General features: G+C 67.8%; 30 protein-coding genes and 2 pseudogenes. 14 read left to right on the top strand and 18 right to left on the bottom strand.

What is annotated here, in order from left to right:
- The 3 genes from R6V09_RS05125 to R6V09_RS05115 all read right to left on the bottom strand — a co-directional run.
- A partial coding sequence (locus R6V09_RS05125; protein WP_317880128.1) for a phosphotransferase occupies positions 1 to 222 on the bottom strand: 222 nt, incomplete at its 3' end.
- Between the two features lie 113 nt (positions 223 to 335).
- Positions 336 to 737 carry a pyridoxamine 5'-phosphate oxidase family protein gene (locus R6V09_RS05120; RefSeq protein ID WP_317880127.1) on the bottom strand — a complete coding sequence of 134 codons (402 nt, stop codon included), beginning with the start codon at positions 735 to 737 and terminating at the stop codon, positions 336 to 338.
- A gap of 49 nt (positions 738 to 786) precedes the next feature.
- Positions 787 to 1,449 (bottom strand): response regulator transcription factor, encoded by a 663-nt coding sequence (locus R6V09_RS05115; RefSeq protein WP_317880126.1) that lies wholly within the window; start codon positions 1,447 to 1,449, stop codon positions 787 to 789.
- A 321-nt stretch (positions 1,450 to 1,770) separates the two neighbouring features.
- Between R6V09_RS05115 and pdhA the strand changes: the two genes are divergently transcribed.
- From pdhA to R6V09_RS05100, 3 genes are read left to right on the top strand one after another with little or no spacing between them, the layout of a single operon-like run.
- Complete coding sequence (gene pdhA, locus R6V09_RS05110) at positions 1,771 to 2,928, top strand: pyruvate dehydrogenase (acetyl-transferring) E1 component subunit alpha (protein WP_317880125.1); 1,158 nt, start codon at positions 1,771 to 1,773, stop codon at positions 2,926 to 2,928.
- Between the two features lies 1 nt (position 2,929).
- On the top strand, positions 2,930 to 3,922 hold the full coding sequence (locus R6V09_RS05105; protein ID WP_317880124.1) for an alpha-ketoacid dehydrogenase subunit beta: 993 nt from the start codon (positions 2,930 to 2,932) through the stop codon (positions 3,920 to 3,922).
- A gap of 10 nt (positions 3,923 to 3,932) precedes the next feature.
- A complete protein-coding gene (locus tag R6V09_RS05100) occupies positions 3,933 to 5,294 on the top strand; it encodes a dihydrolipoamide acetyltransferase family protein (protein WP_317880123.1) in 1,362 nt (453 codons plus the stop codon).
- Positions 5,295 to 5,391: 97 nt separating this feature from the next.
- On the opposite strand, the gene R6V09_RS05095 is transcribed toward R6V09_RS05100, so the two are convergent.
- The 8 genes and pseudogenes from R6V09_RS05095 to R6V09_RS05060 form a co-directional block, all read right to left on the bottom strand.
- Entirely contained in the window at positions 5,392 to 6,348 is a 957-nt protein-coding gene (locus R6V09_RS05095; RefSeq protein ID WP_317880122.1) for a BRO-N domain-containing protein, read from the bottom strand.
- A 149-nt stretch (positions 6,349 to 6,497) separates the two neighbouring features.
- Positions 6,498 to 7,193, bottom strand: a complete 696-nt coding sequence (locus tag R6V09_RS05090; RefSeq protein ID WP_317880121.1) for a contact-dependent growth inhibition system immunity protein — start codon at positions 7,191 to 7,193, stop codon at positions 6,498 to 6,500.
- A 26-nt stretch (positions 7,194 to 7,219) separates the two neighbouring features.
- Entirely contained in the window at positions 7,220 to 7,519 is a 300-nt protein-coding gene (locus R6V09_RS05085) for an RNase A-like domain-containing protein (RefSeq protein WP_317880120.1), read from the bottom strand.
- A gap of 66 nt (positions 7,520 to 7,585) precedes the next feature.
- Entirely contained in the window at positions 7,586 to 8,101 is a 516-nt protein-coding gene (locus R6V09_RS05080; RefSeq protein ID WP_317880119.1) for a hypothetical protein, read from the bottom strand.
- 21 nt (positions 8,102 to 8,122) lie between these two features.
- Positions 8,123 to 9,784, bottom strand: coding sequence for an RNase A-like domain-containing protein (locus R6V09_RS05075; RefSeq protein WP_317880118.1), 1,662 nt, complete (start codon positions 9,782 to 9,784; stop codon positions 8,123 to 8,125).
- 198 nt (positions 9,785 to 9,982) lie between these two features.
- Positions 9,983 to 10,300: pseudogene (locus R6V09_RS05070) on the bottom strand (WXG100 family type VII secretion target).
- Positions 10,301 to 10,373: 73 nt separating this feature from the next.
- A complete protein-coding gene (locus tag R6V09_RS05065; protein ID WP_317880117.1) occupies positions 10,374 to 10,802 on the bottom strand; it encodes a WXG100 family type VII secretion target in 429 nt (142 codons plus the stop codon).
- Between the two features lie 90 nt (positions 10,803 to 10,892).
- On the bottom strand, positions 10,893 to 11,333 hold the full coding sequence (locus R6V09_RS05060) for an ATP-binding protein (RefSeq protein WP_317880116.1): 441 nt from the start codon (positions 11,331 to 11,333) through the stop codon (positions 10,893 to 10,895).
- 241 nt (positions 11,334 to 11,574) lie between these two features.
- Between R6V09_RS05060 and R6V09_RS05055 the strand changes: the two genes are divergently transcribed.
- A complete protein-coding gene (locus tag R6V09_RS05055; protein ID WP_317880115.1) occupies positions 11,575 to 12,456 on the top strand; it encodes a helix-turn-helix domain-containing protein in 882 nt (293 codons plus the stop codon).
- Positions 12,457 to 12,461: 5 nt separating this feature from the next.
- The gene (locus R6V09_RS05050) at positions 12,462 to 12,647 is read left to right on the top strand and encodes a DUF397 domain-containing protein (protein WP_317880114.1); all 186 of its coding nucleotides are present in this window, start codon (positions 12,462 to 12,464) and stop codon (positions 12,645 to 12,647) included.
- Here the strand turns inward: R6V09_RS05050 and R6V09_RS05045 are convergent.
- Both R6V09_RS05045 and R6V09_RS05040 read right to left on the bottom strand, forming a co-directional pair.
- Positions 12,644 to 13,378, bottom strand: coding sequence for a hypothetical protein (locus tag R6V09_RS05045; RefSeq protein ID WP_317880113.1), 735 nt, complete (start codon positions 13,376 to 13,378; stop codon positions 12,644 to 12,646). The genes R6V09_RS05050 and R6V09_RS05045 overlap by 4 nt on opposite strands.
- A 115-nt stretch (positions 13,379 to 13,493) precedes the next feature.
- Positions 13,494 to 14,402, bottom strand: a complete 909-nt coding sequence (locus R6V09_RS05040; protein ID WP_317880112.1) for a D-alanyl-D-alanine carboxypeptidase family protein — start codon at positions 14,400 to 14,402, stop codon at positions 13,494 to 13,496.
- Between the two features lie 312 nt (positions 14,403 to 14,714).
- On the opposite strand from R6V09_RS05040, the gene R6V09_RS05035 reads away from it, so the two are divergent.
- Both R6V09_RS05035 and R6V09_RS05030 read left to right on the top strand, forming a co-directional pair.
- Complete coding sequence (locus tag R6V09_RS05035; RefSeq protein WP_317880111.1) at positions 14,715 to 15,410, top strand: GntR family transcriptional regulator; 696 nt, start codon at positions 14,715 to 14,717, stop codon at positions 15,408 to 15,410.
- On the top strand, positions 15,407 to 16,735 hold the full coding sequence (locus R6V09_RS05030; RefSeq protein WP_317880110.1) for an MFS transporter: 1,329 nt from the start codon (positions 15,407 to 15,409) through the stop codon (positions 16,733 to 16,735). Before R6V09_RS05035 ends, R6V09_RS05030 begins: the two co-directional genes overlap by 4 nt.
- Positions 16,736 to 16,788: 53 nt before the next feature.
- On the opposite strand, the gene R6V09_RS05025 is transcribed toward R6V09_RS05030, so the two are convergent.
- Positions 16,789 to 17,613 carry a maleylpyruvate isomerase family mycothiol-dependent enzyme gene (locus R6V09_RS05025; RefSeq protein WP_317880109.1) on the bottom strand — a complete coding sequence of 275 codons (825 nt, stop codon included), beginning with the start codon at positions 17,611 to 17,613 and terminating at the stop codon, positions 16,789 to 16,791.
- Positions 17,614 to 17,802: 189 nt separating this feature from the next.
- On the opposite strand from R6V09_RS05025, the gene R6V09_RS05020 reads away from it, so the two are divergent.
- Positions 17,803 to 18,603, top strand: a complete 801-nt coding sequence (locus tag R6V09_RS05020; RefSeq protein WP_317880108.1) for a carbon-nitrogen family hydrolase — start codon at positions 17,803 to 17,805, stop codon at positions 18,601 to 18,603.
- Positions 18,604 to 18,694: 91 nt separating this feature from the next.
- Here R6V09_RS05020 and R6V09_RS05015 read toward each other — a convergent pair whose 3' ends face one another.
- Together R6V09_RS05015 and R6V09_RS05010 are read right to left on the bottom strand one after the other, a co-directional pair.
- On the bottom strand, positions 18,695 to 19,186 hold the full coding sequence (locus R6V09_RS05015; RefSeq protein WP_200712920.1) for an LURP-one-related/scramblase family protein: 492 nt from the start codon (positions 19,184 to 19,186) through the stop codon (positions 18,695 to 18,697).
- Positions 19,183 to 20,193 carry a GlxA family transcriptional regulator gene (locus R6V09_RS05010; RefSeq protein WP_317880107.1) on the bottom strand — a complete coding sequence of 337 codons (1,011 nt, stop codon included), beginning with the start codon at positions 20,191 to 20,193 and terminating at the stop codon, positions 19,183 to 19,185. Before R6V09_RS05010 ends, R6V09_RS05015 begins: the two co-directional genes overlap by 4 nt.
- A gap of 52 nt (positions 20,194 to 20,245) precedes the next feature.
- Between R6V09_RS05010 and R6V09_RS05005 the strand changes: the two genes are divergently transcribed.
- The gene (locus R6V09_RS05005; RefSeq protein WP_317880106.1) at positions 20,246 to 20,632 is read left to right on the top strand and encodes a cupin domain-containing protein; all 387 of its coding nucleotides are present in this window, start codon (positions 20,246 to 20,248) and stop codon (positions 20,630 to 20,632) included.
- On the opposite strand, the gene R6V09_RS05000 is transcribed toward R6V09_RS05005, so the two are convergent.
- Positions 20,617 to 20,808 carry a DUF397 domain-containing protein gene (locus tag R6V09_RS05000; RefSeq protein WP_317880105.1) on the bottom strand — a complete coding sequence of 64 codons (192 nt, stop codon included), beginning with the start codon at positions 20,806 to 20,808 and terminating at the stop codon, positions 20,617 to 20,619. The two genes, R6V09_RS05005 and R6V09_RS05000, sit on opposite strands and share 16 nt — an antisense overlap.
- 10 nt (positions 20,809 to 20,818) lie before the next feature.
- Complete coding sequence (locus tag R6V09_RS04995) at positions 20,819 to 21,664, bottom strand: Scr1 family TA system antitoxin-like transcriptional regulator (RefSeq protein ID WP_317880104.1); 846 nt, start codon at positions 21,662 to 21,664, stop codon at positions 20,819 to 20,821.
- A 233-nt stretch (positions 21,665 to 21,897) separates the two neighbouring features.
- On the opposite strand from R6V09_RS04995, the gene R6V09_RS04990 reads away from it, so the two are divergent.
- The 5 genes and pseudogenes from R6V09_RS04990 (at position 21,898) to R6V09_RS04970 (ending at position 26,225) form a co-directional block, all read left to right on the top strand.
- Positions 21,898 to 22,341, top strand: a complete 444-nt coding sequence (locus tag R6V09_RS04990) for an ATP-binding protein (protein ID WP_317880103.1) — start codon at positions 21,898 to 21,900, stop codon at positions 22,339 to 22,341.
- Between the two features lie 228 nt (positions 22,342 to 22,569).
- A complete protein-coding gene (locus R6V09_RS04985) occupies positions 22,570 to 22,860 on the top strand; it encodes a DUF6879 family protein (protein ID WP_442809977.1) in 291 nt (96 codons plus the stop codon).
- A 12-nt stretch (positions 22,861 to 22,872) separates the two neighbouring features.
- Positions 22,873 to 23,603 (top strand): annotated as a pseudogene (locus tag R6V09_RS04980) (Scr1 family TA system antitoxin-like transcriptional regulator).
- Between the two features lie 92 nt (positions 23,604 to 23,695).
- The gene (locus R6V09_RS04975; protein ID WP_317880102.1) at positions 23,696 to 24,163 is read left to right on the top strand and encodes a hypothetical protein; all 468 of its coding nucleotides are present in this window, start codon (positions 23,696 to 23,698) and stop codon (positions 24,161 to 24,163) included.
- Between the two features lie 199 nt (positions 24,164 to 24,362).
- Entirely contained in the window at positions 24,363 to 26,225 is a 1,863-nt protein-coding gene (locus R6V09_RS04970) for an NHL domain-containing thioredoxin family protein (RefSeq protein ID WP_317880101.1), read from the top strand.
- Positions 26,226 to 26,234: the final 9 nt, after the last annotated feature.

The following is a 26,234-nucleotide window of genomic DNA, read 5'->3' as shown; positions in this document are numbered from 1 at the left end:
GACGCCGAGGTCGGCCAGGCGCCGGGTCGCGGCGTGCTGGCGGGCGATCGCCGCCGGGTCCGCGGTCTCGGGGTCGAAGTGGTGCTTGAGGAAGTAGCTGCCCCGGGTGGTGCGGAGCCGGTAGCCGCGGTTCAGGAGGCCCTGTTCGACGGGTTCGCAGGTGACGGCTGACCCGGCGGCGTACTGGCGGAGGAGGGCGCCCAGCGGGGGCGCGTGGGGCACGGGGGGTGGTACACGTAAGGGCGGCACGCGGCCGATGCTAGGGCACGGGGCGGGCCCGTGAGCTGCGGTTTGTCACAGAAAGTCACCGGTCGGTCGTCGGTGGTCGCTTTCGGTCACAGGGTGGGCCCGAAGTGCCGTTCCAGACCGCCGTCCACCGAGTGCACGGTGCCGAGCCGCGGCTCGATGCGCAGGTACACCATCGCGTCCCGGGCCGGGCCGAAACGTTCGACCTGGTCCGTTGTCGGCTCGTGGGGCTCGCACGTGCCGATCACCTGCACGGACCACAGCTCCTCGCCCGGGCCTGCCGAGTCCAGGTTGTCGGCCCCGTAGGCGACGACGCTGCCCACGCACGCGTGGTGGTGGCCGAAGCTCCGGGGCATGCGCAGCAGCAGCCGGCCGTCCTGGACGATGTGGCCGGCGAAGGCCAGGAAGGGCAGCGCCCGCAAGGTGGTCGCCACCCTGCCGTGGTCGGTGCGGGCGAGCAGGGCGATGGCCGGCTGTGCGTCCTCGGACATGTGACCACTGTCGGCGAAACAGGCCTCCCCGGGGAGAGGTCTTTGGTCCCTAATCGCGCTGCCGCTCGGCCTGTCTGCGGGCCACGTAGGCCGCCGCCTGCGAGCGCCGCTCCATACCGAGTTTGGAAAGCAGACTGGACACGTAGTTCTTGATGGTCTTCTCCGCGAGGTGCAGCCGCTCGCCGATCACCCGGTTGGTGAGCCCCTCCCCGATCAGGTCGAGAATCCTGCGCTCCTGGTCGGTGAGCCCGTCGAAACGGTCGTCCGGCTTGGCGCCGCCATTGCGCAGCCGCTCCAGGACCCGGGCGGTCGCCACCGGGTCCAGCAGCGACTTTCCGGCCGCGACATCCCGTACGGCACTCAGCAGTTCGCCGCCCCGGATGGCCTTCAGGACGTACCCGGAGGCGCCCGCCATGATCGCGTCGAACAGGGCCTCGTCGTCCGAGAACGAGGTCAGCATCAGGCACTTCACCGAGTCGTCCCGGGCGCGGATCTCCCGGCACACCTCGACCCCGCTGCCGTCCGGGAGCCGTACGTCCAGGATCGCGACATCGGGGCGCACGGCCGGGATCCGCACCAGCGCGTCGGCCGCCGTGCCGGCCTCACCGACCACCTCGATGTCGCCCTCCACGGAGAGCAACTCGTGGACACCTCTGCGTACCACTTCGTGGTCATCGAGGAGGAATACGCTGATTTTTCCGTCTTCACGCACGCCGCAAGTCTCACACGCGGCCTCTTCCCGTGCCCGAGGTGACCGGGATAACGTGCCGTTGTTCCGGCCCCCTGCAAGGCTGTGACCAGGACTTGTTCCCGACTTTCGCGATTTACTTGGAAATCCAAGCAAAATCGCAGGTCAGGAGGGGTTTCACAGAATTGTGGAGCACTGGGTAACGTGCCTGTTGCAGGGCGCTCGCCGGGGCACCTGTCACGCCTGCTCCCGACGAACCGCACCCACCCTGTGCGTCCGTGGGGCGCAGGTGAGCCGCACTGGCACCCGGCGAACCCGGGGAGCCGGACCGACGGAGGAGCACACGTGACCGTGGAGAGCACTGCCACGCGCAAGCCGCGACGCAGCGCCGGAAGCAAGGCCAAGGGCGCCGACCCGGACCTCGTCCAGCTGCTGACGCCCGAGGGCAAGCGAGTCAAGAACAGCAAGACCGCCCCGTACGACAAGTACGTCGCCGGCATCACCCCCGATGAGCTCCGCGGCCTGTACCGCGACATGGTGCTCACCCGCCGCTTCGACGCCGAGGCCACCGCCCTGCAGCGCCAGGGCGAGCTGGGCCTGTGGGCCTCGCTGCTCGGCCAGGAGGCCGCCCAGATCGGCTCCGGGCGGGCCACCCGCGAGGACGACTACGTCTTCCCGACCTACCGCGAGCACGGCGTCGCCTGGTGCCGCGGGGTCGACCCGACCAACCTGCTCGGCATGTTCCGGGGCGTCAACCACGGCGGCTGGGACCCCACCACCAACAACTTCCACCTGTACACGATCGTCATCGGCTCGCAGACGCTGCACGCCACCGGCTACGCGATGGGCGTGACCATGGACGGCGCCGACAGCGCCGTCATCGCGTACTTCGGGGACGGCGCCTCCAGCCAGGGCGACGTCGCCGAGTCGTTCACCTTCTCCGCGGTCTACAACGCCCCGGTCGTGTTCTTCTGCCAGAACAACCAGTGGGCCATCTCCGAGCCCACCGAGAAGCAGACCCGCGTCCCGCTCTACCAGCGCGCGCAGGGCTACGGCTTCCCGGGCGTCCGCGTCGACGGCAACGACGTCCTGGCCTGCCTCGCGGTCACCAAGTGGGCGCTGGAGCGGGCCCGCAGCGGCGAGGGCCCGACGCTCGTCGAGGCGTACACCTACCGCATGGGCGCGCACACCACCTCCGACGACCCGACGAAGTACCGGGCCGACGAGGAGCGCGAGTCGTGGGAGGCGAAGGACCCGATCCTGCGGCTGCGCCGGTGTCTCGAAGCCTCAAACCACGCGGACGAGGGATTCTTCGCGGAACTCGAAGCCGAGAGCGAGACGTTGGGCAGGCGAGTACGCGAAGCGGTCCGTGCCATGCCGGACCCGGACCGGTTCGCACTCTTCGAGCACGTGTACGCGGACGGGCACGCGCTCGTCGACGAGGAGAGGGCCCAGTTCGCCGCCTACCAGGCGTCGTTCGCGGACGAAGAAGGGGGTAAGTGACATGGCGGAGACCGCGACAACCAAGAACCTGCCGCTGGCCAAGGCGATCAACGAATCGCTGCGCGCCGCCCTGGAGTCCGACCCCAAGGTCCTCATCATGGGCGAGGACGTCGGCAAGCTCGGCGGCGTCTTCCGTGTCACGGACGGCCTCCAGAAGGACTTCGGCGAGAGCAGGGTGGTCGACACCCCGCTCGCCGAGTCGGGCATCGTGGGCACCGCCATCGGTCTGGCCCTGCGCGGCTACCGCCCGGTCGTGGAGATCCAGTTCGACGGCTTCGTCTTCCCGGCCTACGACCAGATCGTCACCCAGCTCGCCAAGATGCACGCCCGCTCCCTGGGCAAGGTCAAACTCCCGGTCGTCGTGCGTATCCCCTACGGCGGCGGAATCGGCGCGGTCGAACACCACTCGGAGTCCCCCGAGGCCCTGTTCGCCCACGTCGCCGGCCTGAAGATCGTCAGCCCTTCGAACGCGTCGGACGCCTACTGGATGATGCAGCAGGCCATCCAGAGCGACGACCCGGTGATCTTCTTCGAACCGAAACGGCGCTACTGGGACAAGGGCGAGGTCAACACGGAGGCCATCCCCGACCCCCTGCACAAGGCCCGCGTGGTCCGCGAGGGCACGGCCCTGACCCTCGCCGCCTACGGCCCGATGGTGAAGCTCTGCCAGGAGGTCGCCGACGCGGCGGCCGAGGAGGGCAAGTCGCTGGAGATCCTGGATCTGCGCTCGGTGTCCCCGCTGGACTTCGACGCGATCCAGGCCTCGGTCCAGAAGACGCGCCGCCTGGTCGTGGTCCATGAGGCGCCGGTGTTCTTCGGCTCCGGCGCCGAGATCGCGGCCCGCATCACCGAGCGCTGCTTCTACCACCTGGAGGCCCCGGTGCTCCGCGTGGGCGGCTATCACGCCCCGTACCCGCCGGCCCGCCTGGAGGAGGAGTACCTGCCGAGCCTGGACCGGGTGCTCGACGCCGTCGACCGCGCTCTGGCGTACTGAGGAGAGGGTCGTGACGACGATGACAGAAGCGTCCGTACGCGAGTTCAAGATGCCGGACGTGGGCGAGGGCCTCACCGAGGCCGAGATCCTCAAGTGGTACGTCCAGCCCGGCGACACCGTCACCGACGGCCAGGTCGTCTGCGAGGTGGAGACGGCGAAGGCGGCGGTGGAACTCCCCATCCCGTACGACGGTGTGGTCCACGAACTCCGCTTCCCCGAGGGGACGACGGTGGCGGTGGGCACGTCGATCATCGCGGTGGCGGTGGCGGGAGGCGGTGCGGCTCCCGAGGAGACCCCGGCCGCTCCTCCCGTACAGGAGGAGGCGAAGCCCGCGGCACCGGCCCGCACGCCGGTTCTGGTGGGCTACGGCGTCTCCACGTCCGCCACGAAGCGCCGCCCCCGCAAGGGCGCGGAGATCCCGGCCCAGGAGGCGTCGGCGGCGGTGCAGGCGGAGCTCAACGGGCACGCCAGTGGCGCGGTCGTACAGTCCCGACCGCTGGCGAAGCCGCCGGTGCGCAAGCTGGCGAAGGACCTGGGCGTGGACCTGGCGACGGTGACTCCGTCGGGCCCGGACGGCGTCATCACGCGCGAGGACGTGCACGCGGCGGTGGCTCCGGCGCAGGCACCCGAGCCGGTCGCGGTTTCCCTGCCTGTCGCTGACACGGCGCGGGAGACTCGTATCCCGGTCAAGGGCGTCCGGAAGATGACGGCCGCGGCGATGGTCGGCTCGGCGTTCACGGCGCCGCATGTCACGGAGTTCGTGACGGTGGACGTGACGCGGACGATGAAGCTGGTCGAGGAACTGAAGCGGTCCGACGAGTACGGGATGCAGGGCCTACGGGTGAACCCGTTGCTCCTGATCGCCAAGGCCCTGCTGGTCGCCATCAAGCGCAACCCGGACATCAACGCGTCCTGGGACGAGGCGGCTCAGGAGATCGTCCTCAAGCACTACGTCAACCTCGGCATCGCGGCGGCGACCCCACGCGGCCTGATCGTGCCGAACATCAAGGACGCCCACGCGAAGACGCTGCCCCAACTGGCCGAGTCACTGGGCGAGTTGGTGTCGACGGCACGGGACGGCAAGACGTCCCCGGCGGCGATGCAGGGTGGCACGGTCACCATCACCAACGTCGGCGTCTTCGGCATCGACACCGGCACACCGATCCTCAACCCCGGCGAGGCCGCGATCCTCGCGATCGGCACGATCAAACTCCAGCCGTGGGTCCACAAGGGCAAGGTGAAGCCACGTCAGGTGACGACCCTGGCCCTGTCCTTCGATCACCGGTTGGTGGACGGGGAGTTGGGGTCGAAGGTGCTGGCGGATGTGGCGGCGATTCTTGAGCAGCCGAAGCGGTTGATCACCTGGGCGTGATGTCCGCCGATTCGGTAGCCTAGGACGTCTGGAGGGGACGGCCGCAACTTCGCTTTGCGACCGCCCCCTCCGCTGTTCCGGAGTGTTCAGCCCGGTCTCAGGACCCGTTGAGCACGTACACCGGAGCCCCGTCCTCCGCCCCGCCGCGCGAGCGGATGCAGGCGTGCTGGCGCAGCAGACGGAGACACTCGTTGACGCGGCGTACGGTCAGCCCCGTACGCGACGCGATCGATTCGAGCGGCTCACGCAGTTCCCCCTCCTCGACCAGCACCGGTGCGATTACCACGGCCACCGTCCACACGTCCTCCGTGACGGACAGCCGTTGCCGCCAGTCGGCCAGCACGGATTCCGTGGTGGGCTGGAGGACGGGGGCGTCGACGACCGCAGGACGGTCGAGGGCGAGCACGTCGAGCCGGTCCGCGATGCGTCCCATGGCCTCGGCGATGGCCTCCTGCGCGACGAGCGTCGCCCGCTGCGAGGCGAGCATCTCCCTTTGCAACGCCAGCGATTCACGCTGTGCGATCGCGAGTTCCCCGTCCATCTGAAGGTTGTGCGCCTCCAGCCGCACGATGGCCTCGGCGACCTGCTCGGGCATCGCGTACGCGATGGGGGCTCCGGGGTCGGCGGGCTGCACCTCGGCTTCTTCGAGGGTGTAGGAGCCTTCGCGCTGGATGGTCTCGATCACTTCGACGGCCCACTGCTTGAAGGGCGCGGCGGAGGGCTTGGTGCAGGCGTTGACGAGGAAGAGCAGCCCCTGAAGATTGATGAGATTCATGTCTCGGCGCCACTCCCGACCTGCGGGAACGCTGAGACCGTAACCATTCGTTACGGTCTCAAGAGTTTCTCGGGACCCCTCGGGAACATGGTCGGCGAGAGCCTTCCTGGCATTGGAGTGTCCCAACTCCTTGCAGACATCCACAGCCGGGAACCAGTGCGTCCCGTCCGGCATGGTCAGCCTCCGGACGCGCGCCCCGGTAGCCGCGTAGACGAAGTCGTTGACGTCGATCGCCTCGTGCTGTTCGGCGGAATCGGGTCGTTTGCTGGGTTCGTTCATGTGAACCACCTCCGCCGTGGAACGTAGGGCGGAGGCGAATGAATATGCCAGCTGATACAAGGATGTTCATGATTGCGGGGGAAGATCACCCGAATCCACTGCACGGGACCGCCGAAGCGTGTAATGCGTCAACTCATCGGCCAGCTGGGTCACTTCGTGGCGCTGCCCGACGGGAGCCCGTAGTCGGCGCGTGGCGCGGTCAGCCGGTCGGCGACCAGCGCGAGCCAGCCGCTGGGTGAGTACGGTGCCGGTGGGTCGACCTCCATGCCCAACTCGGCGACGGCGAGGGCGTAGTCGGACTCGTCGATGTCCAGGGCGAGTAGTTCGTGAAGCTCGCCGGCGAGACGGGCGACGAGCTGCGGGTCTGTCGAGGCCCGGTAGTCGTCGATCGCCGCGTCGTGGTCGTCGAACTCGTCCGGCATGTCCTGGGAGAACCAGCCGCCGAGGTACTGACCGAGTTCCGGGAAGCGGGCGTGCCATTCCCAGTGGGTGGCGGGGGTCGTCGGGGGCGGGACTTCACCCTCCTCGACGCTGTGCTTGACGTGGTCGGCGAGGCAGTACAGCCACTGCTGGATCTCGCCTTCGGGGAGTCCCACGTCCGGGATGGCGTAGAACTCGCCGAGGCGCAGGCGGAGTCGGCCAGGAGGGTTGTCGGCGTACTCGCGGAGTTGACGCTCGGCGACGGCGAGGGCCCAGGGGCGGGTGTGCCAGGTGTGTCGGAGGTAGGCGACCAGTGCCTCGCTCGGCTTGTCCGGGGTGTCGTCCGCCGGCTGCCCGGCGTAGGCGCGGATCACCTGGTCCAACTCGCCGTAGCGGCGGTCGTGTTCGAGGGGGCTCAGGGGCACGGGATCAGCCTCTACGGATCGGGTCGCTACAGGTAGACGGGGAACGTGGCGTGGACGGCGAAGCCGTGCGGGCGGGTCGCGTCCCGTTTCAGGATCACCCGGGCCGCGCGGACGTCGACGGGCTCCCGTCCGGCCAGCATCATTGCCTGGAGGAGGACCCGTCCGACCGGTTCGGGTCGGGACGGCCATGTCGCCTCGATGGTCAGGCGGGGGCGGGTGGACTGGGCGAGCCAGCGGTGGATGACCTGCTCGTTGGCGGTGACGACCTGTTGGGTTGCCCATTGGGCGGTTTCGCGGTCGGGGTAGGTGGCCGTGCGGGTGCGCATGATGGACCGATCCTCTGGTTGCGATCGATATTTCGCCTGGGTGAGAGCGGGATAATTCGATAGATCCTAGGCGTCTTCGAACCGCCAGGCGATGAGAAGACGGTCCGCTGCCACCGCAATCAGACATACATCGTAAAGCGTGGTGGCCAGAGAATTCCAGTGGAAACTGCGAGTCAGGAAGTCGGCTGAATCTCCGTATTCGGCGTGACCATGATTGGTGAAGAAATCGATGTTCTCGCCGGCCGAGGCGAGAACATCACACACGCAACTGTCCCTGCCTTCATCGACTTCCTGGAGTGACTGATTTGGGCCCGAATCGAATGAGCCAAGGGCCAGGAGTTTCAGCAAATCCTCCGCGCCTTTTCGGGGGACTGGAAGAAGGCTTTCCCGGACCTGGCTGTCCGTAACAGAGTCGAACATTTCCGAAGGTTCGATTCCGATGTGCTCCCCACTGTTCTTCCCCTGAGTGAAAGCCAGCAGATCGACGATCCAATCCTCGTGCTTTCTCTGCAGCAGACACAGACACGTCCAACGAGTGTCGAACAGTCGAGTTGCGCACTTCGGCAGGCTACCTGTGGTCACGGAAGATCACTCACTCGGGCGCTAGGGGTTGCTCGGCATGGAAGTGTAGACGACGTAGGGAGGGACGATCCCGGACTTGTATTTGAGTACGACCTTGGCGCCATACGTTTCGTGAGCAGACGTCGAGCCATTGGGTATGCTTCTTCCGGTCACATAGTCGAATTTCACGGGATCCAGGTTCAGCATCGATCCGTCATGGCGTGGCCCGGCCAGCCACTTCTCAATCTTGTCTGGGTTGTTTACGCCGACGTTCGGTTTTCCTGCGTTTGCCGGACTATTGGTCGGGCCGATTTCATCCATCACATCTTGCGTTGCCTTTTGCGCGACGGTCAGATCGGGGAACGTGGATGCGGCATTAATGCTCGGCTGGTCTCTGAGTCGATTCAGGAGCTGCGCATCAGTCTGCCCAACATGTTTATCGATGATGTGGCTCTTGTGTACGCCCTCCTGGTTTGCGAGGTCGACCGGATAGAAGTGATTTTCCTTGTCCTCGCCCGCAACCGTATAGAGCGGCTGTTCTCTGAATTCATTGAGTGAGCGTGCGCCGAAAGCCTCCGCACGAGCCTCTTCGGCGGCGTAGGTAGGGACACTGTTCCTCGCCTCTTCCATGGCGGGCTTGAGCTTGGTCAAGTCGTCGGCGAGGCCGTGTATCTCGCGGTTGTATGAATCCACAGCATGGTTGAGGCGCCCGGTGTCGATGTTGGAGATGAACTCCGCGGCCAGTTCGGGGAGTTCGCTGAGCTTCTCCAGTGCGTCCAAGACACCCTTTACGGCGAAGGTCTTCGCTGCGGCGTCCTTGTAGACGTCGATGATCGTGGACCTGATAGTCGTCACTTTGATGCTGACCTCGTCACATGCCACTGCGACGGCGCTTGCGGTGTCCTGGACGACATCCAGCGCGGGTTGTTGACCGTCCTTGTGGGCCCACTTGTAGCCGTGGTGCTCCTTGCCCCACTCGGACGTCCCCCAGATCGCCGAGCAGAACTGCCTCATCGCGCTCTGCCACTCGTCGTTCCCCGACGCGGGATTGGTGATGTACGCGATCGCATCGTCGAAACTGCCCGCGGACGTCTTGGCATCCTTGCCGGCCTGTCGCCAGGCCTGTGCGATCTTCGGAAGGTTGACGTCGTCGCCGCCCGGTGTGATGTCCGCGACCTTCCCGTGCCGCAGGGCGTGCTTGAGGACGGGGCGGATCACCTGGTCGCCGACCCAGCTCAGCGCGCCGGAGACCTCGTCGATGATCGCGTTGCCCCAGCCGTCTTCGGCAGAGACATTGCCCCAACCGAGTTCGGCGACGGGGCCGCCCGCGCCGGCTTTCTTGAGCACAGCGGGTGGGCTCTTCTTCACCACCGCCGGGGTCAGGATGTTGGTGGCGTGTTCCGCCTCCGCGTAGTTGTTGGCGGTCACCGTGAGGCCGACGGCTGCGCCACCGACGCCCTCGGTGGCCCTGTCCCACACATCGAGGAACAGTGCTGCTACTTCGGCGTACGTCTTGGCGAAGGCCTCCGGCCCCGATCCGCAGCCCACCGCGTGTTCATATCCGTCGAGTGTGTCGACGAGGCTCTTGGCCCGGTCGGCGAAGTCGTACTGGGCGTTCCGCAGCATGAAGGACGCGTAGTACACGTGTGGTGGCTGGACGTCGAAACCGGTGACCACACTGCTGCCCGGCACGGCGGGCTTCATCGCGGCCAGTTCGTCGGAGCGTTGCTGTCGCGCCGAGACCGTGTCCTGCTGGGAGAGGTCCTTGCCCTGCGGGTCCTGGAGGGACCCCGGGAGAAGGCGCAGGGGTGGCGCCGCCGGATCCGGACGACGGGGCTGGCAGCGAACCGTTGCCCGTAGTGGCCGGGGGTGTGGTCGACGGCGAAGGGGAGGGCGTGGTCATCAGGCCGCTCCCCAACCCCGCAGCACCGCCCGATGCGCCGCCGAGTAGTTCGCGTGACCCGTGGTGACGTACGCGTGCAGCTACTTCTGGGCGGCCTGCAAGTCCTGCGCCGGGCGGTCCCACTCGTCGAGCTTCTGGACGAAGACCTCGCGGGCCTCGCCCTTCCATGACAGGACGACCGGTTCGGCACGGTCGTAGAGGTCGTCGAGTTTGGTGTTGAGCTGCTTGAGGATGTCCTCCAGCTCGGCGGTGAGTTCGTGGAGCGTGGCGAAGGAGACGGTTATGTGGTCGTCGTCGGCGGAAGCTCCGGTCGACATGATCCCCCTGGATATCGGTCGGTTGGCAACTATGGCCGGCTGGTGGGTACTTGGCGGCCCGCGTTCAGAAGGATCAGAAGGAGTCGAGGGTGCTGCGGGGTGGCGTCGGCGTATCGCCCGTCGCCTCCACGTTGGGCGTGGACAGCTTGTTGACCTCGCTGCCGATGTTCACCTGGATCTTCCGCATCTGTTCCAGTACCTCGATGTCGTTCGCGGAGAAGCCGTCCCGGCTCATCCGGACAGCCTGCTCCAGCAGCTTCATCACTTCGCGGATGCGTACGGCATCCTCGGTCGCCGCGCGGTGGAACTCGCGGTACGCCGTCGCCGCCGGGCCGCGCCAGCTGGCCTCGATGCGGTCGACGATCGCGTCCATGCGTCTGACCTGCCTGTCGAGGTGGTCCTGCATGTCGTCGAGGTCGCCGGCGAGTTTGGTGAGGTCGGAGGACGTCACTCGTAGGTCAGGGCCGCCGCCTTGGCTCGTACCGGTTCCGGGCACTGCCATGCCGTATCTCCGCCCCCGTCACGTCGGCATCAGACGTCACTTGCTGTTGCAATAATCCTACGGTTCGCAGTGGCCCCGAAGCGAGGCCGTTCAGAGTCCCGCGATGTCCAACTCCGCCCAGACTGTCTTGCCGACCGTGAGTCTCTCCACGGCCCAACGGGTCGCCAGCGCGCGCACGATGAGCAGGCCGCGGCCGAACTGGTCGTCGGGGGTGGAGGTTTGGGGGTACGGGAGCCGTTCTCCCCTCGGGTCGGTGACCGCGACGCGCAGGGCATTGCCGATGACGGACGTCTCCACGCGGAACAGGCGGTCGCGGAGGCAGCCGTGCAGTAGGGCGTTCGTGCACAACTCGCTTGCCAGTAGCGCCGCGTCGCCGGCGGAGTGGGGATGTCCCCAGGTGGCGGTGAGGTGGGCGACGTGTCTGCGGGCGCGGGGGATGTTGATCGGGTACGGGGTGTAGGTGACGGCGTCGTAGTGGTCGTAGCGGCGGTCGTGGGGCTTGGGGAATCCGGGAGGACAGGAGTCGGTCACCGGGACGCACCTCCTTGTGCGGTGGGGACGGTGGCCAGGTGGGGTGGCTCTGCCGTGCTGTGTGAGGGCAGCGCGGTGCACTTCCGCCAACTGGTTTCGCTGGGTGGCTTGTTGTGCACTGACGGTAGCCTCTGTAAAGGTGAGCCAGCAACCCAATCGGACAGAAAGCTTGCTGTCCCCGAGTTGTGGTTGCTCGGTTCCGGGTCTCAGACTGGGGTGACTCAGCGGGAGGGAACGCGATATGGCAGGCAGGGACCCCAACCGGGGGAAGACGATCACGACCGTGTTGGGGCGTCGACTCGGTGGGGAGCTGCTACGGATGCGGGAGGCGTGTGATCTGCGCCAGCCGCACGCTGCCGAGGCGCTGACGGCGTCCGTCACGAAGGTGGCCAAGATCGAGCGCGGGCAGGTGCCGTTGCGTGATCCCGATGTCAGGGCGCTGTGTCATCTCTACGGCGAGACCGACGAGGCGGTTATCCGCAAGCTCCTGGCCCTGGCGAAGGCGGACCGGGACCGTCGCAAGGTCCAGGGCTGGTGGAATCAGTATCCCCAGCTGAAGGAGCAGATGGAGTATGTGGCTCTGGAGGACATCGCCACAGAACTCCGGATGTGGCAATTGACCTTCGTCCCGGGCCTGTTGCAGACACCGGACTACGTCCGCGCCCTTGCGGTGGGCAACGGAACCTGGGAGAACCTCGACGAGATCGGCCCCTTCGTCGAGGCGAGGATCGCCCGACAGGCGCGGCTGACCGGCGAGCACCCCCTGCAACTCTGGGCGGTGCTGCACGAGGGGGTGTTGAGACAGTTGGTCGGTGGACGGGACATCATGCGGGCTCAGTTGGACCACCTCCTCGGAGCGGCCCAGTCGCCCAATGTGCGGGTCCAGGTGGTGCCGTACACCGCAGGCGCTCATCCTGGTATGACCAGTGCCTTCACCGTGGTCTCCTTCGCGGAGCCAGGCGCCCTGGACCTCGTGCAGGCGGATACTTTCTCGACGAAGGTCTGGCTGGAGAGCGAGGCTGACGCAGCGCGTCACAACGAAGTCTTCAGCCGCATCACGCGGTTGGCGCTGACGCAGCAAGACTCCCTCAGTCTCATCGACAGTGTCCGTAAGGAGATGTAGGTCCCTTGTCCGAGTTCGAGTTCACGAAGTCCACGTACAGCAGCGGCGACGCGCACGGCGAGTGCGTGGAAGTCGCCCGCAACGTCCCCTGCACGATCGCTGTCCGTGACTCGAAGGAAACGGATGGGCCGATGCTCCGGCTCACCCCCACCACCTGGGCCGAGTTCGCTGCGCACGTGGGTGCCGTCTAGTTCCGCTCCCACATCGGCGAGTGCGCTTCCCTCAAGTGCTCCGTGAACGCGTTGACGACGATCGGGAAGAAGTCGGTGAACCGTTCGCCTGCCGACCCCCCTCCCATCCCGCCCCCGCCGAAGAACGCGTCCAACTGCTCCTCGGTGTGGAACACCGCGCGCGCCTCCGCGCACTCGGCGATCAGGCCCGGCAGCTGCCAGGGGCACCACGGGTGGGTGTCCGAGATGACCAGGTGGAGGCCCTCCTCCAACGTGGCGTCCTGCATGTCGTCGTCGACGGCGAGTCCGTCCTGGCCGAAGTAGTTCACCAGGAACTGGTTCAACCTGGGGAAACGCAGGGCGAGTTCACAGGCGGTCAGGGGTGTTCCGAAGAGCGCTTCCCGGTCGAACGGCGCCTTCCAGCGCTCCACATACGCGGCCACCGCCCGGTAGACCTCGGGCGTGCGGGCCACCGACTCGGCCCTCGGGAAGTTCGTGAGGGAGGGGTGTCCGCCGGCCGGGTCGTGCGCGAACAGGTCGGCCGCCAGGTGGAGTTGCGCCGCGATCTCGTACAGGTCCCGGCCGCCGTCCTCCCCGGCGTTCCACAGTCCCCGGATCACCGGGAACAGGTCCCGCTGCCACGCTTCGGCGTCGTCAGGGACGGGTTTGCCGTAGTCCCTGTACTGCCTCAGCAGAGTTCGGGCGCCCTCAAGAGCGAAGTACTGCGCCGGCTCCCGGTCGTTCGCCGACATCGCCGGCTCAACTCCTCACGTGACGGTCGTACCAGAAAGTCGTACGACAAGCCGCCGTACGACAAAGGGACCCGCCGCTGGCATGCGGCAGGCCCCCGAAGAACGTGTCGGTGTGTCAGAGCGTCGCGAAGCCGTAGTTCAGGAGCTTCGTCGCGTCCGTCGCGCGCTGCGGGACGGAGGACGACGCGAGGACCGTGCCGATGACCGTCTTGCCGTTGCGGGTGGCGGCGAAGACGAGGCAGTACTTGGCCTCGGGGCCGGAGCCGGTCTTCACGCCGATCGTGCCGCTGTAGCTGCTGAGCAGGGTGTTGGTGTTGGTCCAGGCAGTCATCGTGCGGGTGCTGCCGGTCTTCGTGATCGTCTTGGCCTTGTACGACTTCGTCTTGACGACCGTCTTGAACGTGGCGTTCTTCATCACGTTGCTGGCGAGCTTCGTCAGGTCGCGCGGCGTCGAGTAGTTGCTGCCGTTGCCGATGCCGTCGAACGAGTCGAACTTCGTGTTCGTCAGGCCGAGCGACTTCGCCGTCGAGTTCATCTTCGCGATGAACGACTTCACGCGCGCGGCCCGCGTCGAGCCGGAGCCGAACTTGTCGGCCAGCGCGTACGCCGCGTCGCAGCCCGACGGCAGCATCAGGCCGTAGAGCAGCTGACGGACGGTGACCTTGTCGCCGACGATCAGGTGGGCGGAGGAGGCGGTGTTGGCGACGATGTAGTCGCTGTACGCCTTCACGATGGTGACCTTGGCGTCGAGGTTGAGATTCGACTGCGAGAGCACGACCTTCGCGGTCATGATCTTCGTGGTGGAGCCCGTCGACCGCTTGGTGTCCGCGGCCTTCGTGTAGAGCGTCTTGCCGGTGGCGTTGTTCATCACATAGCCGCCCGCGGCCACGATCGTCGGCTTCGTGACGGCCTGCGCGGGTGCCGCGGTCAGGGCGCCGGTCGCGAGCACGGCGCCTGCGGTCACGGTGACCGCGGCGGCTCTGCGGAAGCGGCTGCCCTTGATGCCGGTAATGGCAGTAATCAACTGAGGTACCCCGAATACGTTGAATGCCCCTGAGGAGCGGCCCAGTTGGAGGGGGGAAAGAGAAGGGCCGCACGTGTGTGACACGTAAGTAGCACAGAAGGTTGTGCGGTTGCTGGGCCGGGTTCCCCGAATGTGTGAAACGCCCCCGGGAACCGGCCGCGGAAACTCACGCCACAGACGCATCGTCGTAGACGTACCCCCGTCCCCCGTTGGTTCCCGTTGGTTTCCTCTGCTTCCCTCTGGTTCCCTCTGCTTCCGTCCGCATCCTGGACGCCCGTCCTCATGCGTACGTGTTGTATCTATGCTGTCCTCATGTCGTCCCCGTCCCTCGTCGCCGCCGGTTCCGCCTCCTCCGCTCCGTCGCCCGCCGTCAAGCAGCCACCCGCCGCCGACCGCGTCTACGCCCACGTCAAACAGGGTGTCCTGGACCGGCGTTACGAGGGCGGCACCCTCCTCACCGAGGGCGAGCTCGCCGAGGCCGTCGGGGTCTCCCGGACACCCGTGCGCGAGGCGCTGCTGCGGCTTGAGGTCGAAGGGTTGATCAAGCTCTATCCGAAGAAGGGCGCCCTCGTCCTGCCCGTCTCCTCGCAGGAGATCGCGGACGTGGTGGAGACCCGGATGCTGGTCGAGCAGCACGCGGTCCGCAAGGTCGTACCGGCGTCACCGACCCTCATCGCGCGGCTCGAAGAACTCCTCGCGCGGCAGAAGGAACAGGCCGCCGCGGGGGACCTGGCCGGTGCCGCCGTCACCGACCGCTGCTTCCACGCCGAGATCGTCCGCAGCGGCGGCAACGAGATCCTCTCCCGCCTCTACGACCAACTCCGCGACCGGCAGCTGCGGATGGGCGTCGCCATCATGCACTCGCACCCCGACCGCATCGCCAAGACGCTCACCGAGCACGAGGCGATTCTCGGCGCGCTGCGCACCGGTGACGCCGAGGCGGCGGCGGAAATCGTCCACCAGCACGTCGACTGGTTCTCCCACCTGGCTCGGGGCGAGGTCCGATGAGCGGCAGTAGCGGTAGCAGTAGCAGTTCCAGTTCCGCTCTCTCGCTGCCCGGTGATCCGCCCGGTGGCCGTCGCGCCATGGCCGTGTGGGGCATCGGCGTCTCCGTCTACTTCGTCGCCGTCATCTTCCGTACGTCCCTCGGGGTCGCCGGCCTCGACGCCGCCGAGCGTTTCCACGTCAACGCCTCGGCGCTCTCCACCTTCTCGATCCTCCAACTCCTGGTCTACGCGGGCATGCAGATACCCGTCGGCCTGCTCGTCGACAGCCTCGGCACCAAGAAGGTGCTGACCATCGGGGTGGTCCTCTTCACCGCCGGCCAGCTCGGCTTCGCCTTCTCCCCCTCCTACGGCACCGCCCTCGCCTCCCGCGCGCTGCTCGGCTGCGGCGACGCGATGACGTTCATCAGCGTGCTGCGGCTCGGCACCCGCTGGTTCCCGGCCCGGCGCGGACCGATGGTCGCCCAGCTCGCGGGTCTGGCCGGGATGGCCGGGAATCTCGTCTCCACCCTGGTGATCGCCCGGCTGCTGCACGGCGTCGGCTGGACGGCCGCCTTCGCGGGCAGCGCGCTCGCCGGGGTCGTAGTCCTCGTTCTGCTGCTGCTGTTCCTGAAGGACCACCCCGAGGGCCACGAACCGGAGCCCTTCCCGCACCGGGGCGCGGCCTACGTCCGCCGGCAGATCGCCGCCTCCTGGCGCGAACCGGGCACCCGCCTCGGCCTGTGGGTGCACTTCACCACCCAGTTCCCGGCGATGGTGTTCCTGCTCCTGTGGGGCCTGCCGTTCCTGGTCCAGGCCCAGGGCCTGTCCCGCGCCACCGCCGGCGAACTCCTCACCCTCGTCGTGCTGTCCAACATGGTGGTCGGCCTGGTCTACGGCCAGATCGTCGCCCGGCATCACACGGCACGGCTGCCGCTGGCACTGGGCACGGTCGGCGCGACGGCGTTCATCTGGGCGGTCGTCCTCGTCTACCCCGGCGAGCACGCGCCGATGTGGCTGCTGATCGTGCTGTGCACGGTGCTCGGCTCCTGCGGGCCCGCGTCGATGCTCGGCTTCGACTTCGCCCGCCCGGCCAACCCGCCGGAGCGTCAGGGCACCGCCTCCGGAATCACCAACATGGGTGGTTTCGTGGCCTCGATGACGACCCTGTTCGCGGTCGGCGTGCTGCTCGATGCGACCGGCGACAACTACTCGATCGCCTTCTCGGTGGTCTTCCTGCTCCAGGCGGTCGGCGTCAGCCAGATCCTCCGGCTACGGCGCAGGGCGGCCCGCCGCGAGCGCGAGCGGCTGGTGGCGAGCCGGGTGGAGACGGTGCACGTGCCCGCGTGACACCAACCCACCCGCCTGCTTGCTCACAACCCGCCCCCGCTGCACCGTGCTTGCTACTTCGTGACCGTGAAGTTCCGCAGTATCGACGCCGCGAGCTCCGGATCGCCGTCCGCCTTGACGCGGTCCGTCACCGATTCGAGGGAGACCCGCCCGCAGGCCAGCCGGACGTACGTCTCCCAGTCGAGGATCAGGGTGGCGGCGGGGCCGAGCGCGGGGGCCGTCTCCAGGGTGCCGCGGCCCTGGATGTCGACGCGGATCGTACGGAGGAACTCGATCGGACCGTGCACGTCGAAGACGACCGCAGAACTGCGCGGTGCGCCCGCGTCGTCGGCGACGACACGGGGCAGCTCGGCGAGCAGCACGTCACGGGCGATGTGCGCGCCCGGCGAGTCGAGGTTCCCGGGGCGGCCGAGGGCGGCGCGCAGATCCTGCTCGTGCACCCACACGTTGAACGCGTGGTTGCGCATGGACTGTTCGAGCGTGACCTCGGTGCTGACATGGCCGCGCACCTTCGTACCGGGCTCCCGCGACTCGTTCCGCAGCTGCCGGTTGCGCCGGATGATCGTGTACTCCAGCTCCGACGTCATCTCCGGTGCCGTGTGGTGGCGGCGCACGTCGACCTGCATCTCCATGTACCGCTGGTGCTCGTTGGTGACGTGGTAGAGGTCGCGCGGGAGGGTGTGGATGGGGCGCGGGTCGCCGAGCATCTCGTTGTCCAGCCCGATGACGTGCGAGACCACGTCACGCACCGACCAGCCCGGGCACGGCGTTCGCCGGTTCCACTCTCCCTCCACGAGGGGGTTCACCAGCTCGGATATCGCTTCGATGGAGTGGGTCCAGGCGTCGGCGTAGGGCTGGAGAGTGGGATGCAGACTCACGGAACGGGACCCCTCGGCGGTCGGTACAGGTCGGTACAGGTCGGGTGGCAGGCGTCGTTGCCAGCGGGAGGTGGCTGTCGGCGGGCGTCTTGGAACGCTAAGTTACGCTGCTGTGAGGCACCCCGGCAGTGCTTTCGTGTGACGATCGTAGGCCCGTGTGAACGGCTCGAATGCCAGGACGGTGGTAGTGTGCGCGCCTCTCTCATCCAGATCGCCGTAGAAGAGGGCGAATCGGTCGAATCTCGTCGGGTTCGGATGGGCTCTCTCGTCCGCGAACAGGCGGGTGCCGATCTGGTCGTTCTGCCGGAGCTGTGGACCACGGGCGCGTTCGCCTACGAGTTGTTCGGCACCGAGGCCGAGCCGCTGGAGGGGCCGACCTACGAGGCGATGGCCAAGGCGGCGAGCGACGCGGGCGTCTGGCTGCACGCGGGCTCGATCCCCGAACGAGACCCTGAAGGCCCCCTCTACAACACGTCCCTGGTCTTCTCCCCCTCCGGTGAACTGGCCGCCGCCTACCGCAAGATCCACCGCTTCGGCTTCGACAAGGGCGAGGCCGTGCTGATGGGCGCGGGCAGCGAGCTGGTGACGGTCCGTCTGCCCCAGACGGTCATCGGTCTCGGCACCTGCTACGACCTCCGTTTCCCCGAACTCTTCCGCGGCCTCGTCGACGCCGGCGCCGAGACCCTCGTCCTCCCCGCGGGCTGGCCCGAACGCCGCCGCTCCCACTGGACCCTCCTCGCCAAGGCCCGCGCGGTCGAGAACCAGTCGTACGTCCTCGCATGCGGAACGGCCGGTACGCACGCAGGAGTTCCCCAGGCCGGTCACTCGATCGTGGTGGATCCCTGGGGCGAGGTCCTGGCGGAGGCGGGCGCCGGCGAGGAGGTCCTCACGGTGGAGTTCGACCCGGCGAGGGTGGCCGTGACGCGCGAACAGTTCCCGGCACTGAAGGACCGGGTGCTGGGCCTGGAGCCTCCGAAGCGCGCGCACTGACCGGCGGAACCGGCCGACCCCGGTTCCCCGGTCCTCCCGCTCCCCGGTCCTCCCGCTCCCCGGTCCTCCCGCTCCCCGGTCCGTCCGTCCCCTAGTCCTCCCGCTCCTTCTCCGCGAGGTGGATCACGCACACCGCCACCGCGATCAGCAGCGCCGCGTCCGCGTCCTCCCGGACGATGTCGACGCCGTACGTCTCCCGGATGTGCAGCCAGCGCCGGGAGATCTGCGCGAGCAGCTCACCGTCGTAGTCGACGCCGAACTCGCGGTCCAGGATCTTGCCGCTGACGTCGAGTTCGGTGCCGTCCACCAGGGACACCCGATAGTGGTTGCGCAGCAGCGAGAACCGCTTCCGCCTGATGGTCGCGAGGGGCTCGCCGTCCCGTTCGATCACCATCGTGTCGCGCAGGGCGAGCATCTTCTTGTGGATGTCGATGAGCACGCGCCCGTGCGTGTCCTTCAACTCGAACGTGTCCCTGATCCGCATGGCCTTGCCGTCGACCAGGAACACCTTGTTGCCGTGCTGGTCCTCGATCCAGTAATCCTCACCGAAGCCGAGGATCCGATCGCGTACGAGGAATCTCATGCCTCTACGGCTTCCCCGGCAGCCGGTCCGAAACGCCGCCGATAGGCCGACGGGCTCAATCCGGTCTCCCGCCGCAGCCGCGCCCGCAGGTTCGCACCGGTCCCGAGACCACACCTCGCGGCCACCACGTCGAGCCGCTCCTCCCCGCGCTCGATCAGCCGGCACGCCAGCGCCACCCGCTCCCCGGTCAGCCAGGCCAGCGGAGTCGTCCCGAGCTGCGCCCTGAACCGCCGGTGCAGGGTGGCGGGGGAGACGGCCGCACGGGCCGCCAACTCGGCCACCGCCAACGGTTCCCCCAGCCGCTCCTGCGCCCACGCGAGCAGCGGCGCGAGCGACTCGTCGGGCACATCGGGCAACGGCCGCTCCACGAACTGCCGCTGCCCGCCGTCCCGATGAGCCGCGAAGACGAGCCTCCGGGACACCGCGTTGGCGATCTCGGCGCCGTGGTCCCGCCGTACGACATGCAGGCCGAGGTCGAGCGCGGCGGCGCTGCCCGCGGCGGTGAGGATGTCGCCGTCGTCCACAAAGAGGACGTCCGGTTCGAGCCGCACGCGCGGGTGCAGCGCGCGGAAACGGTCGGCCCACATCCAGTGCGTGGTGGCCCGGCGCCCGTCCAGCAGCCCCGCCTCGGCGAGCGCGAAGCTGCCGGTGCACAGGCTCATGACACGGGCCCCGCGCGCGTGGGCACGCCGGATCGCGTCGAGGACGTCACCACCGCGCGGTACGACGTTGTCGGGCCGCCCCGGCACGACGAGGGTGTCCGCCGTGTCCACCGCGTCGAGACCGTGTGCTCCGGTGAGGGCGAAGAACCCGTGGTTCATCCGCACCTCACGCGCGGGCGTGCACACCAGCACCTCGTACAGCGGCCCGGAGAGCCCCAGTTCGGGCCGGGGCAGCCCGAACAGCTCGGTGGCGACGCCCACTTCGAAGGGGTTGGTGCCCTCGTCGACGATCACGGCGACCCGGTGGGGCCGCGACGGAGGACGCTGAGAGGATCCTTGCGGCATGTGCGATTCCTAGCACTCGTACGCCGGGTACGACACCGCGCACGCTGACCGCATGGAACCCATCTCCCTCACCGCCGCCCTCGCCTCCTTCACCGACCAGTGGAGCCCCCGCATCGTTACCACCGTCAACGACTACGACGTACGTGTCGCCAAGGTCGAGGGCGAACACCTCTGGCACACCCACGACCACACCGACGAGTTCTTCCTGGTCCTGTCCGGCGAACTGCACATTGCGCTCCGCGAGTTGGCGGGGGAGCGCGTGGTCGTCCTCCCCAAGGGCTCCGTCTTCACGGTCCCGCGCGGCACGCAACACAAGCCCTATGCCCCCGTCCCGTCCGAGATCCTTGTCCTCGAACCGACGGGCACGTCAACGGTCGGCGACCAGCACGAGGAGATCCCGGCTCATGTGGACGCGACGAGGGGTCACACCTTGAACTGACCCTTCAGCGCGGTGAGTAGGGCGTTCAGGGCGGTGGGGGTGGGGGTGAGGAGCGTGGCGGGCTCGTCGCTCTCGCGGAGGTGGAGGGTGGTGGGGGAGGTGGCTATCTCCAGGCAGTTGTTATCGGCGTCGCCTGTGGAGAACGACGACTTCTGCCAGTGGAGGGCTTCGGGCACGGGTGTTCCTTCAGAGTTCCTGGGCGATGCGCTGGACGAGGTCAAGAGAAGCATCGTGCGGTAGTGCTGCGCTGTCGATGCTCTCGAAGCGGGTTCGGCAGCGATTCAGCCGAGCCGTCGCGTCGATGAACTCGGCGCCATGCGACGTGTCGATCTGCACGGTGTCGAGTTGGGGGACGATCCCGCCAACGTACTGCATGGGAAGACCCGCCCCGGCAAAGCCTTCGGGGCTGAACGGGATGACGCGAAGGGTCACTGTCTCTCGGTCGGCTGCGTGGAGGAGATGTCCGAGCTGATTGCGGGCGACCTTGGATCCCCCGACACACATCCGCAATGCCGCTTCGTGGACGACGATGTCGTAGGGCGTACCCGACTCCAGTACCTGCTGTCGGCGCATGCGGAAAGAGACGCGGGTCTCCAGCTCCTCCATGGGAAGACTCGGATCCACGAACAGTGAGGCAGCGCGTACGTGGTCCTCGGTCTGGAGGACTCCGGGGATGTGAACCATCTCGAACGCGCGGACGTACGTGGCATCGTGCTCCAACTCGGCCAGATCGAGAGCCTGACGGGGCATCACACCTCGGTATTCGTCCCACCAGTTGCCGGTCCGGTACACCGCCATCTCGACAAGGGCGTTTACGAGTGCAGGATCGGCACAGTCGTAGAACTCGGCCATTCTGCGCAGTCGTTCCTCGCTGAGACCGAACCGACCGGACTCGATGTGGCTGATCTGGGTTGGGCTGGTGTCCAGTTCTGCGGCGGCCTGCCGGTTCGGGACGCCCGCCGCCTCGCGCAGCTTGCGAAGTTCTGCCCCCAGCCGGGCTTGGCGTGCTGTTGGGGTGGGCCGTGCGGACATCTGTCCTCCTCGTGAGTCGACGCCGAGTTTGCCTGAAACGTTGAGGCGTCTCAATGTTTCACGCTACTGTCGTCACTGTACTCACGGAGGGTGCCCAAGTGGTCACCCATCCGCAACTCCCGCACGCCCACCGCCCGTTGGAAGCGCCACCCCGACCGTCGACACCGGGGCGCCGGACAGCAACGAGCCCGGGCTCGCACAAACCCCCATCACCTCAACGGAGTTGATGCCCCATGCCCTCGTACACCCTGATCTGCCCACCCCTCGACACCTCCCCCCACATCGCCCGCGACTTCGTCGCCACCGTCCTGCGCACGCTGGAGCTGGACCGCGCCCTGGTCGACGACGCGATCCTCTGCACCTCGGAACTCGTCACCAACGCCTGCGTCCACGCGAAGGGCGGTGACGGCACGGTGCTGTGGCTGGCGGTGGAAGCGGGGCGGCTGCGGGTCGTGGTGTACGACGGGGACGAGAACCCGCCGGTGATAAGGGAGTTGACGGCAGAACCGGGTGAACGAGGCGGTGGCCGGGGTCTGTTCCTGGTGGACGCCCTCACCGAAGGCCGCTGGGGACACGGCCCGGACATCCCGTACGGCGGGCAACCGCACCCGGAGGGCAAGGGGGTGTGGTTCGACCTGCCCGCAGAGCTGCCCGTACGGCGCCCGGCATCACCATGACCGGACTCCCCCTTGCGTTGGCTCACGCCACCGGAGACCTGATCATCCAGTCATGGACCGCCGACGAGGAGACCGTTCGGCTGGCACAGGAAGTCGGCTCCGTGCCCGGCCACTCGACCGACGTTCCGCGATGCACCTTGAGATGCGGGACAGCTACATGCGTGACGACCCGGAGTTCATCCGCTGGCAGGAGGGCCATCGGTACGACCCGGCCGACCGTGAGTCCTGGTGACGCTCCTGGCTGGACGTGGGGGCCGAGACAACCGGCCGGGGCGTGTCCATGCGACGGCTGCGCGTTCGCTACCCCGCTCGCAGGCCCACGGCCTCTTGCTCCCCGCGCTTGACGGCTGGGTGGTGGACAGGGAAACGCTGATCCTCCATCACTTCAGCGGTGATGGGCAGTGGACCGGAGAGCGGATGGAAGTGCGCCACGATCCGGCCTTGGCGGAGCAGTACGCAACCGCGTACGAGGCAGCGTGGGAGAAGGCCATTTACCACGCGGAGTACCGGCCGGACTGACGAACGCGCGCCATGGCTCTTTCTGCGTCATCCAGTGCTCAGCAGGCCCGGCAGGCTCTCGCGGATCGCCTCGCGGAACTCTGCCGGGATGCCGGGATGCCGGCCTGTCCGGACTCGACCTTGCCGAGCGCTGCGCGTGGAGCCGTTCCAAGTCGTCCCGGATCATGAACGCCCGTACACCTCCGTCCGCCGAATGCATCCGGGCATGGTGCCGGGCGTGCGGTGCCGAGGATCAGACGGAAGACCTCATTGCCGTGCTGCGGACGGCTGAGGGCATGTGGGTCGGTTGGCGACGCATGGAACGGGCCGGGCTCAAGCAAGCACAGGAAGCGCACTTGCCGCGCATGGAACGACAGCGCGTCTTGTACGAAGGTGATCGACGGTTCGCGTTTCTCGTTGAGGAGTCGGTGCTGCGCTCCGGGATCGGCGGCGCTGAAGTCATGACCGGACAGCTTGCCCACCTGATCTCAGTCGCCTCGCTTCCCAATGTCAGCTTGGGAGTTGTACCCATGGGGCCGGACCGGGAGCGCTGGCCGGCCGAAGGGTTCTGGATCTACGACACAGCACATGTCAACGTCGAATTGATCTCCGGCTACCTCACGATCACGCAGCCCAGCGAGGTAGGCATGTATGCAGAGACATTTGCGGAACTGGCAGCACTGGCCGTCTACGGCGCCCCCGCCCGTGCGCTGATCACATCGGCCGTAGCCGCCCTCGCCCAGATGATCGATTCCAAGGGATGAGGCGGCGAGTCGACGGCTACGATCAGGTGTGGGCTGTGGGAGCTCCGGGGAGGTGGCCTGTGGGTGGCATGGCGGGTCTTGGACGTCGGGGGATGCTCGCACTCGGCGCGGTGACGGTGTTTGCGGCGTGTACGCCGACTGCGAAGGGCACAGATGACGCCAAGGTCCGGACCGACCTGGAGCCTCTGGAGCGTCGGTTCGCTGGGCTCGGCCCGCTGTCCGGCGCGCACTGGCTCGGCACCGCACTGGGCACCGATTCGAGGGTGTCCGTTCCGGGCCCCACCGATGTTCGTATGGTGGGAACTGCCCAGTTGAGAGCAGGTGCCGTCGCCGCCATCACGGGGGCACCGCAGCGGAGCTTTCAGCCCGAGAACCCAGTCCAACTCCCGGAGGAACTCGCCGAGTTCGTACCCAAGGGCGCAACGTGGGTCCGAAGCGATTCCTTCGACCGTGACATGACGGGCGGGACGTACTCCGGCGCGTTCTATCTCGATCCAGGCACGGACACGGTCTACTTCGATACGGTCAACCCGGGCATTTCCGCCAGCTCCGAACCGTGATCGATTCCAGGGCATCGGCTGCGCGCAGGGGGCGAGGGCATCCAACGTCGGTGTGTGAAAACAGAGTTGAACACCCTCGGAACGTTCACGGGTCTGTTCCGAACGCAGGGATACTTCGACCCCGGCCTGACCGTCTGAGCGGTGGCAGCCGCATCGGGGTGCGCGTTGTACGGAGGGCCGACAGTGGCACCCTTGATGCATGAGCAAGCGCGTGCGTGTCCGCGCCCCCGAGCTGATCGGTAAGGGCGGCTGGATCAACATAGGTGACAAGAAGCTCGGTCTCGCGGAGCTTCGAGGACGCATCGTGATTGTTGATTTTTGGACCTTCTGTTGCATCAACTGCCTGCACGTCCTCGACGAACTCCGTGAGCTGGAGGAGAAGCACCGGGACACGGTCGTGATCATCGGGGTGCACTCGCCGAAGTTCGTGCACGAGGCCGAGCATCAGGCCGTCGTGGAAGCGGTCGAGCGGTACCGCGTCGAGCATCCGGTGCTGGACGACCCGGAGTTGGCCACCTGGAAGCAGTACGCCGTCCGCGCGTGGCCGACGCTTGTCGTGATCGACCCGGAGGGGTACGTCGTCGCGCAGCACGCGGGCGAGGGGCACGCGCACGCCATCGAGCGGCTGGTGGCGGAGCTGGAGACCGAGCACGCGGCGAAGGGCACGCTCCGGCGCGGCGACGGACCGTACGTGCCGCCGGAGCCCGAGCCCACCGTGCTCCGTTTCCCCGGCAAGGCGTTGGCCCTGCCCTCCGGGAACTTCCTGGTCAGCGACACGACCCGGCACCAGCTGGTCGAGCTGGCGGCGGACGGGGAGAGCGTCGTACGGCGGATCGGATCCGGGGCGCGCGGGTTCGGTGACGGTCCGGCCGACTCCGCGAGCTTCAACGAGCCTCAGGGGCTCGCGCTCATCGAGGACGGTTCCGTCGTCGTCGCCGACACCGTGAACCACGCGCTACGACGGCTCGACCTCGCCACCGGTGCCGTGACCACCCTCGCGGGCACCGGCCGGCAGTGGATGCAGGGCGAGCCCACCTCGGGCCCCGCCCGCGAGGTCAGCCTCTCGTCCCCCTGGGACGTGGCCTGGTGGCAGGGCAGGCTGTGGATCGCCATGGCCGGTGTGCACCAACTCTGGGCCTACGACCCGGCCGAGGGCAGCTCCCAGGCCTTCGGCTCCGCCGAGGGCACCGTCGCCGTCACCGCAGGCACCACCAACGAAGGGCTCGTCGACGGCCCCGGCCCCGAGGCCTGGTTCGCGCAGCCCTCCGGGCTCGCCGCCGCTGCCGACCGGCTGTGGGTGGCCGACTCCGAGACGTCCGCCCTGCGCTGGGTGGACCTCGACGGGGCCGTCCACACCGCCGTCGGCACCGGTCTCTTCGATTTCGGGCATCGTGACGGAGCGGCCGAACATGCGCTGCTCCAGCACCCGTTGGGCGTCACCGCGCTCCCGGACGGCTCGGTCGCCATCAGCGACACGTACAACCACGCCCTGCGCCGCTACGACCCCGCGACCGGCGAAGTCACCACGCTGGCCACGGACTTGAGGGAGCCGAGCGACGCCGTGCTCGTCGGTGACGAGATCCTGGTCGTCGAGTCGGCCCGGCACCGGCTGACCCGGCTGCGGCTCCCGGAGGAGGCGGTGCGGGTCGCGTCCGTCGCCCATCGCACCCAGCGCGCGGCCACCGAAGTCGCCCCGGGCGAGCTGAAGTTGGACGTCATCTTCCGGGCCCCGGCCGGACAGAAGCTCGACACCCGGTACGGCCCCTCGACCCGGCTGCTCGTCTCAGCGACCCCGCCCGAGCTGCTCGTCGGCGGTGAGGGCGCGGGTACGGACCTGAACCGCACCCTGACCCTCAACGAGGCTGTCGCGGAAGGCGTGTTGCACGTCTCCGCGATGGCCGCCTCCTGCGACGACGACCCCTCCAACGAATACCCCGCCTGCCATGTCCACCAGCAGGACTGGGGCGTCCCGGTCCGCCTCACCGATGGCGGGGCGGACCGTCTCCCCCTCGTCCTGGCAGGCATGGACGACCTGAACGAACAGCGCAGCCAGAACGCCTGAAACGGGGAA

Source organism: Streptomyces sp. W16 (genome assembly GCF_033194735.1).
Classification (GTDB): domain Bacteria; phylum Actinomycetota; class Actinomycetes; order Streptomycetales; family Streptomycetaceae; genus Streptomyces.
This window is presented reverse-complemented; position numbering and strand designations above follow the sequence as displayed.

What these genes read in the sequence shown, in the direction of transcription:
- R6V09_RS05010 (WP_317880107.1), bottom strand. Translation starts at nt 20,193, where the DNA reads ATGCCGCAAGGATCCTCTCAGCGTCCTCCGTCGCGGCCCCACCGGGTC.
- R6V09_RS05095 (WP_317880122.1), bottom strand. Translation starts at nt 6,348, where the DNA reads ATGAACGAACCCAGCAAACGACCCGATTCCGCCGAACAGCACGAGGCG.
- R6V09_RS05085 (WP_317880120.1), bottom strand. Translation starts at nt 7,519, where the DNA reads ATGCGCACCCGCACGGCCACCTACCCCGACCGCGAAACCGCCCAATGG.
- R6V09_RS04990 (WP_317880103.1), top strand. Translation starts at nt 21,898, where the DNA reads ATGCCCTCGTACACCCTGATCTGCCCACCCCTCGACACCTCCCCCCAC.
- R6V09_RS05055 (WP_317880115.1), top strand. Translation starts at nt 11,575, where the DNA reads ATGGCAGGCAGGGACCCCAACCGGGGGAAGACGATCACGACCGTGTTG.
- R6V09_RS05005 (WP_317880106.1), top strand. Translation starts at nt 20,246, where the DNA reads ATGGAACCCATCTCCCTCACCGCCGCCCTCGCCTCCTTCACCGACCAG.
- R6V09_RS05030 (WP_317880110.1), top strand. Translation starts at nt 15,407, where the DNA reads ATGAGCGGCAGTAGCGGTAGCAGTAGCAGTTCCAGTTCCGCTCTCTCG.
- R6V09_RS05015 (WP_200712920.1), bottom strand. Translation starts at nt 19,186, where the DNA reads ATGAGATTCCTCGTACGCGATCGGATCCTCGGCTTCGGTGAGGATTAC.
- R6V09_RS04970 (WP_317880101.1), top strand. Translation starts at nt 24,363, where the DNA reads ATGAGCAAGCGCGTGCGTGTCCGCGCCCCCGAGCTGATCGGTAAGGGC.
- R6V09_RS05045 (WP_317880113.1), bottom strand. Translation starts at nt 13,378, where the DNA reads ATGTCGGCGAACGACCGGGAGCCGGCGCAGTACTTCGCTCTTGAGGGC.
- R6V09_RS05065 (WP_317880117.1), bottom strand. Translation starts at nt 10,802, where the DNA reads ATGGCAGTGCCCGGAACCGGTACGAGCCAAGGCGGCGGCCCTGACCTA.
- R6V09_RS05075 (WP_317880118.1), bottom strand. Translation starts at nt 9,784, where the DNA reads ATGAAGCCCGCCGTGCCGGGCAGCAGTGTGGTCACCGGTTTCGACGTC.
- R6V09_RS05035 (WP_317880111.1), top strand. Translation starts at nt 14,715, where the DNA reads ATGTCGTCCCCGTCCCTCGTCGCCGCCGGTTCCGCCTCCTCCGCTCCG.
- R6V09_RS04975 (WP_317880102.1), top strand. Translation starts at nt 23,696, where the DNA reads ATGCTCGCACTCGGCGCGGTGACGGTGTTTGCGGCGTGTACGCCGACT.
- R6V09_RS04995 (WP_317880104.1), bottom strand. Translation starts at nt 21,664, where the DNA reads ATGTCCGCACGGCCCACCCCAACAGCACGCCAAGCCCGGCTGGGGGCA.
- R6V09_RS05105 (WP_317880124.1), top strand. Translation starts at nt 2,930, where the DNA reads ATGGCGGAGACCGCGACAACCAAGAACCTGCCGCTGGCCAAGGCGATC.
- R6V09_RS05120 (WP_317880127.1), bottom strand. Translation starts at nt 737, where the DNA reads ATGTCCGAGGACGCACAGCCGGCCATCGCCCTGCTCGCCCGCACCGAC.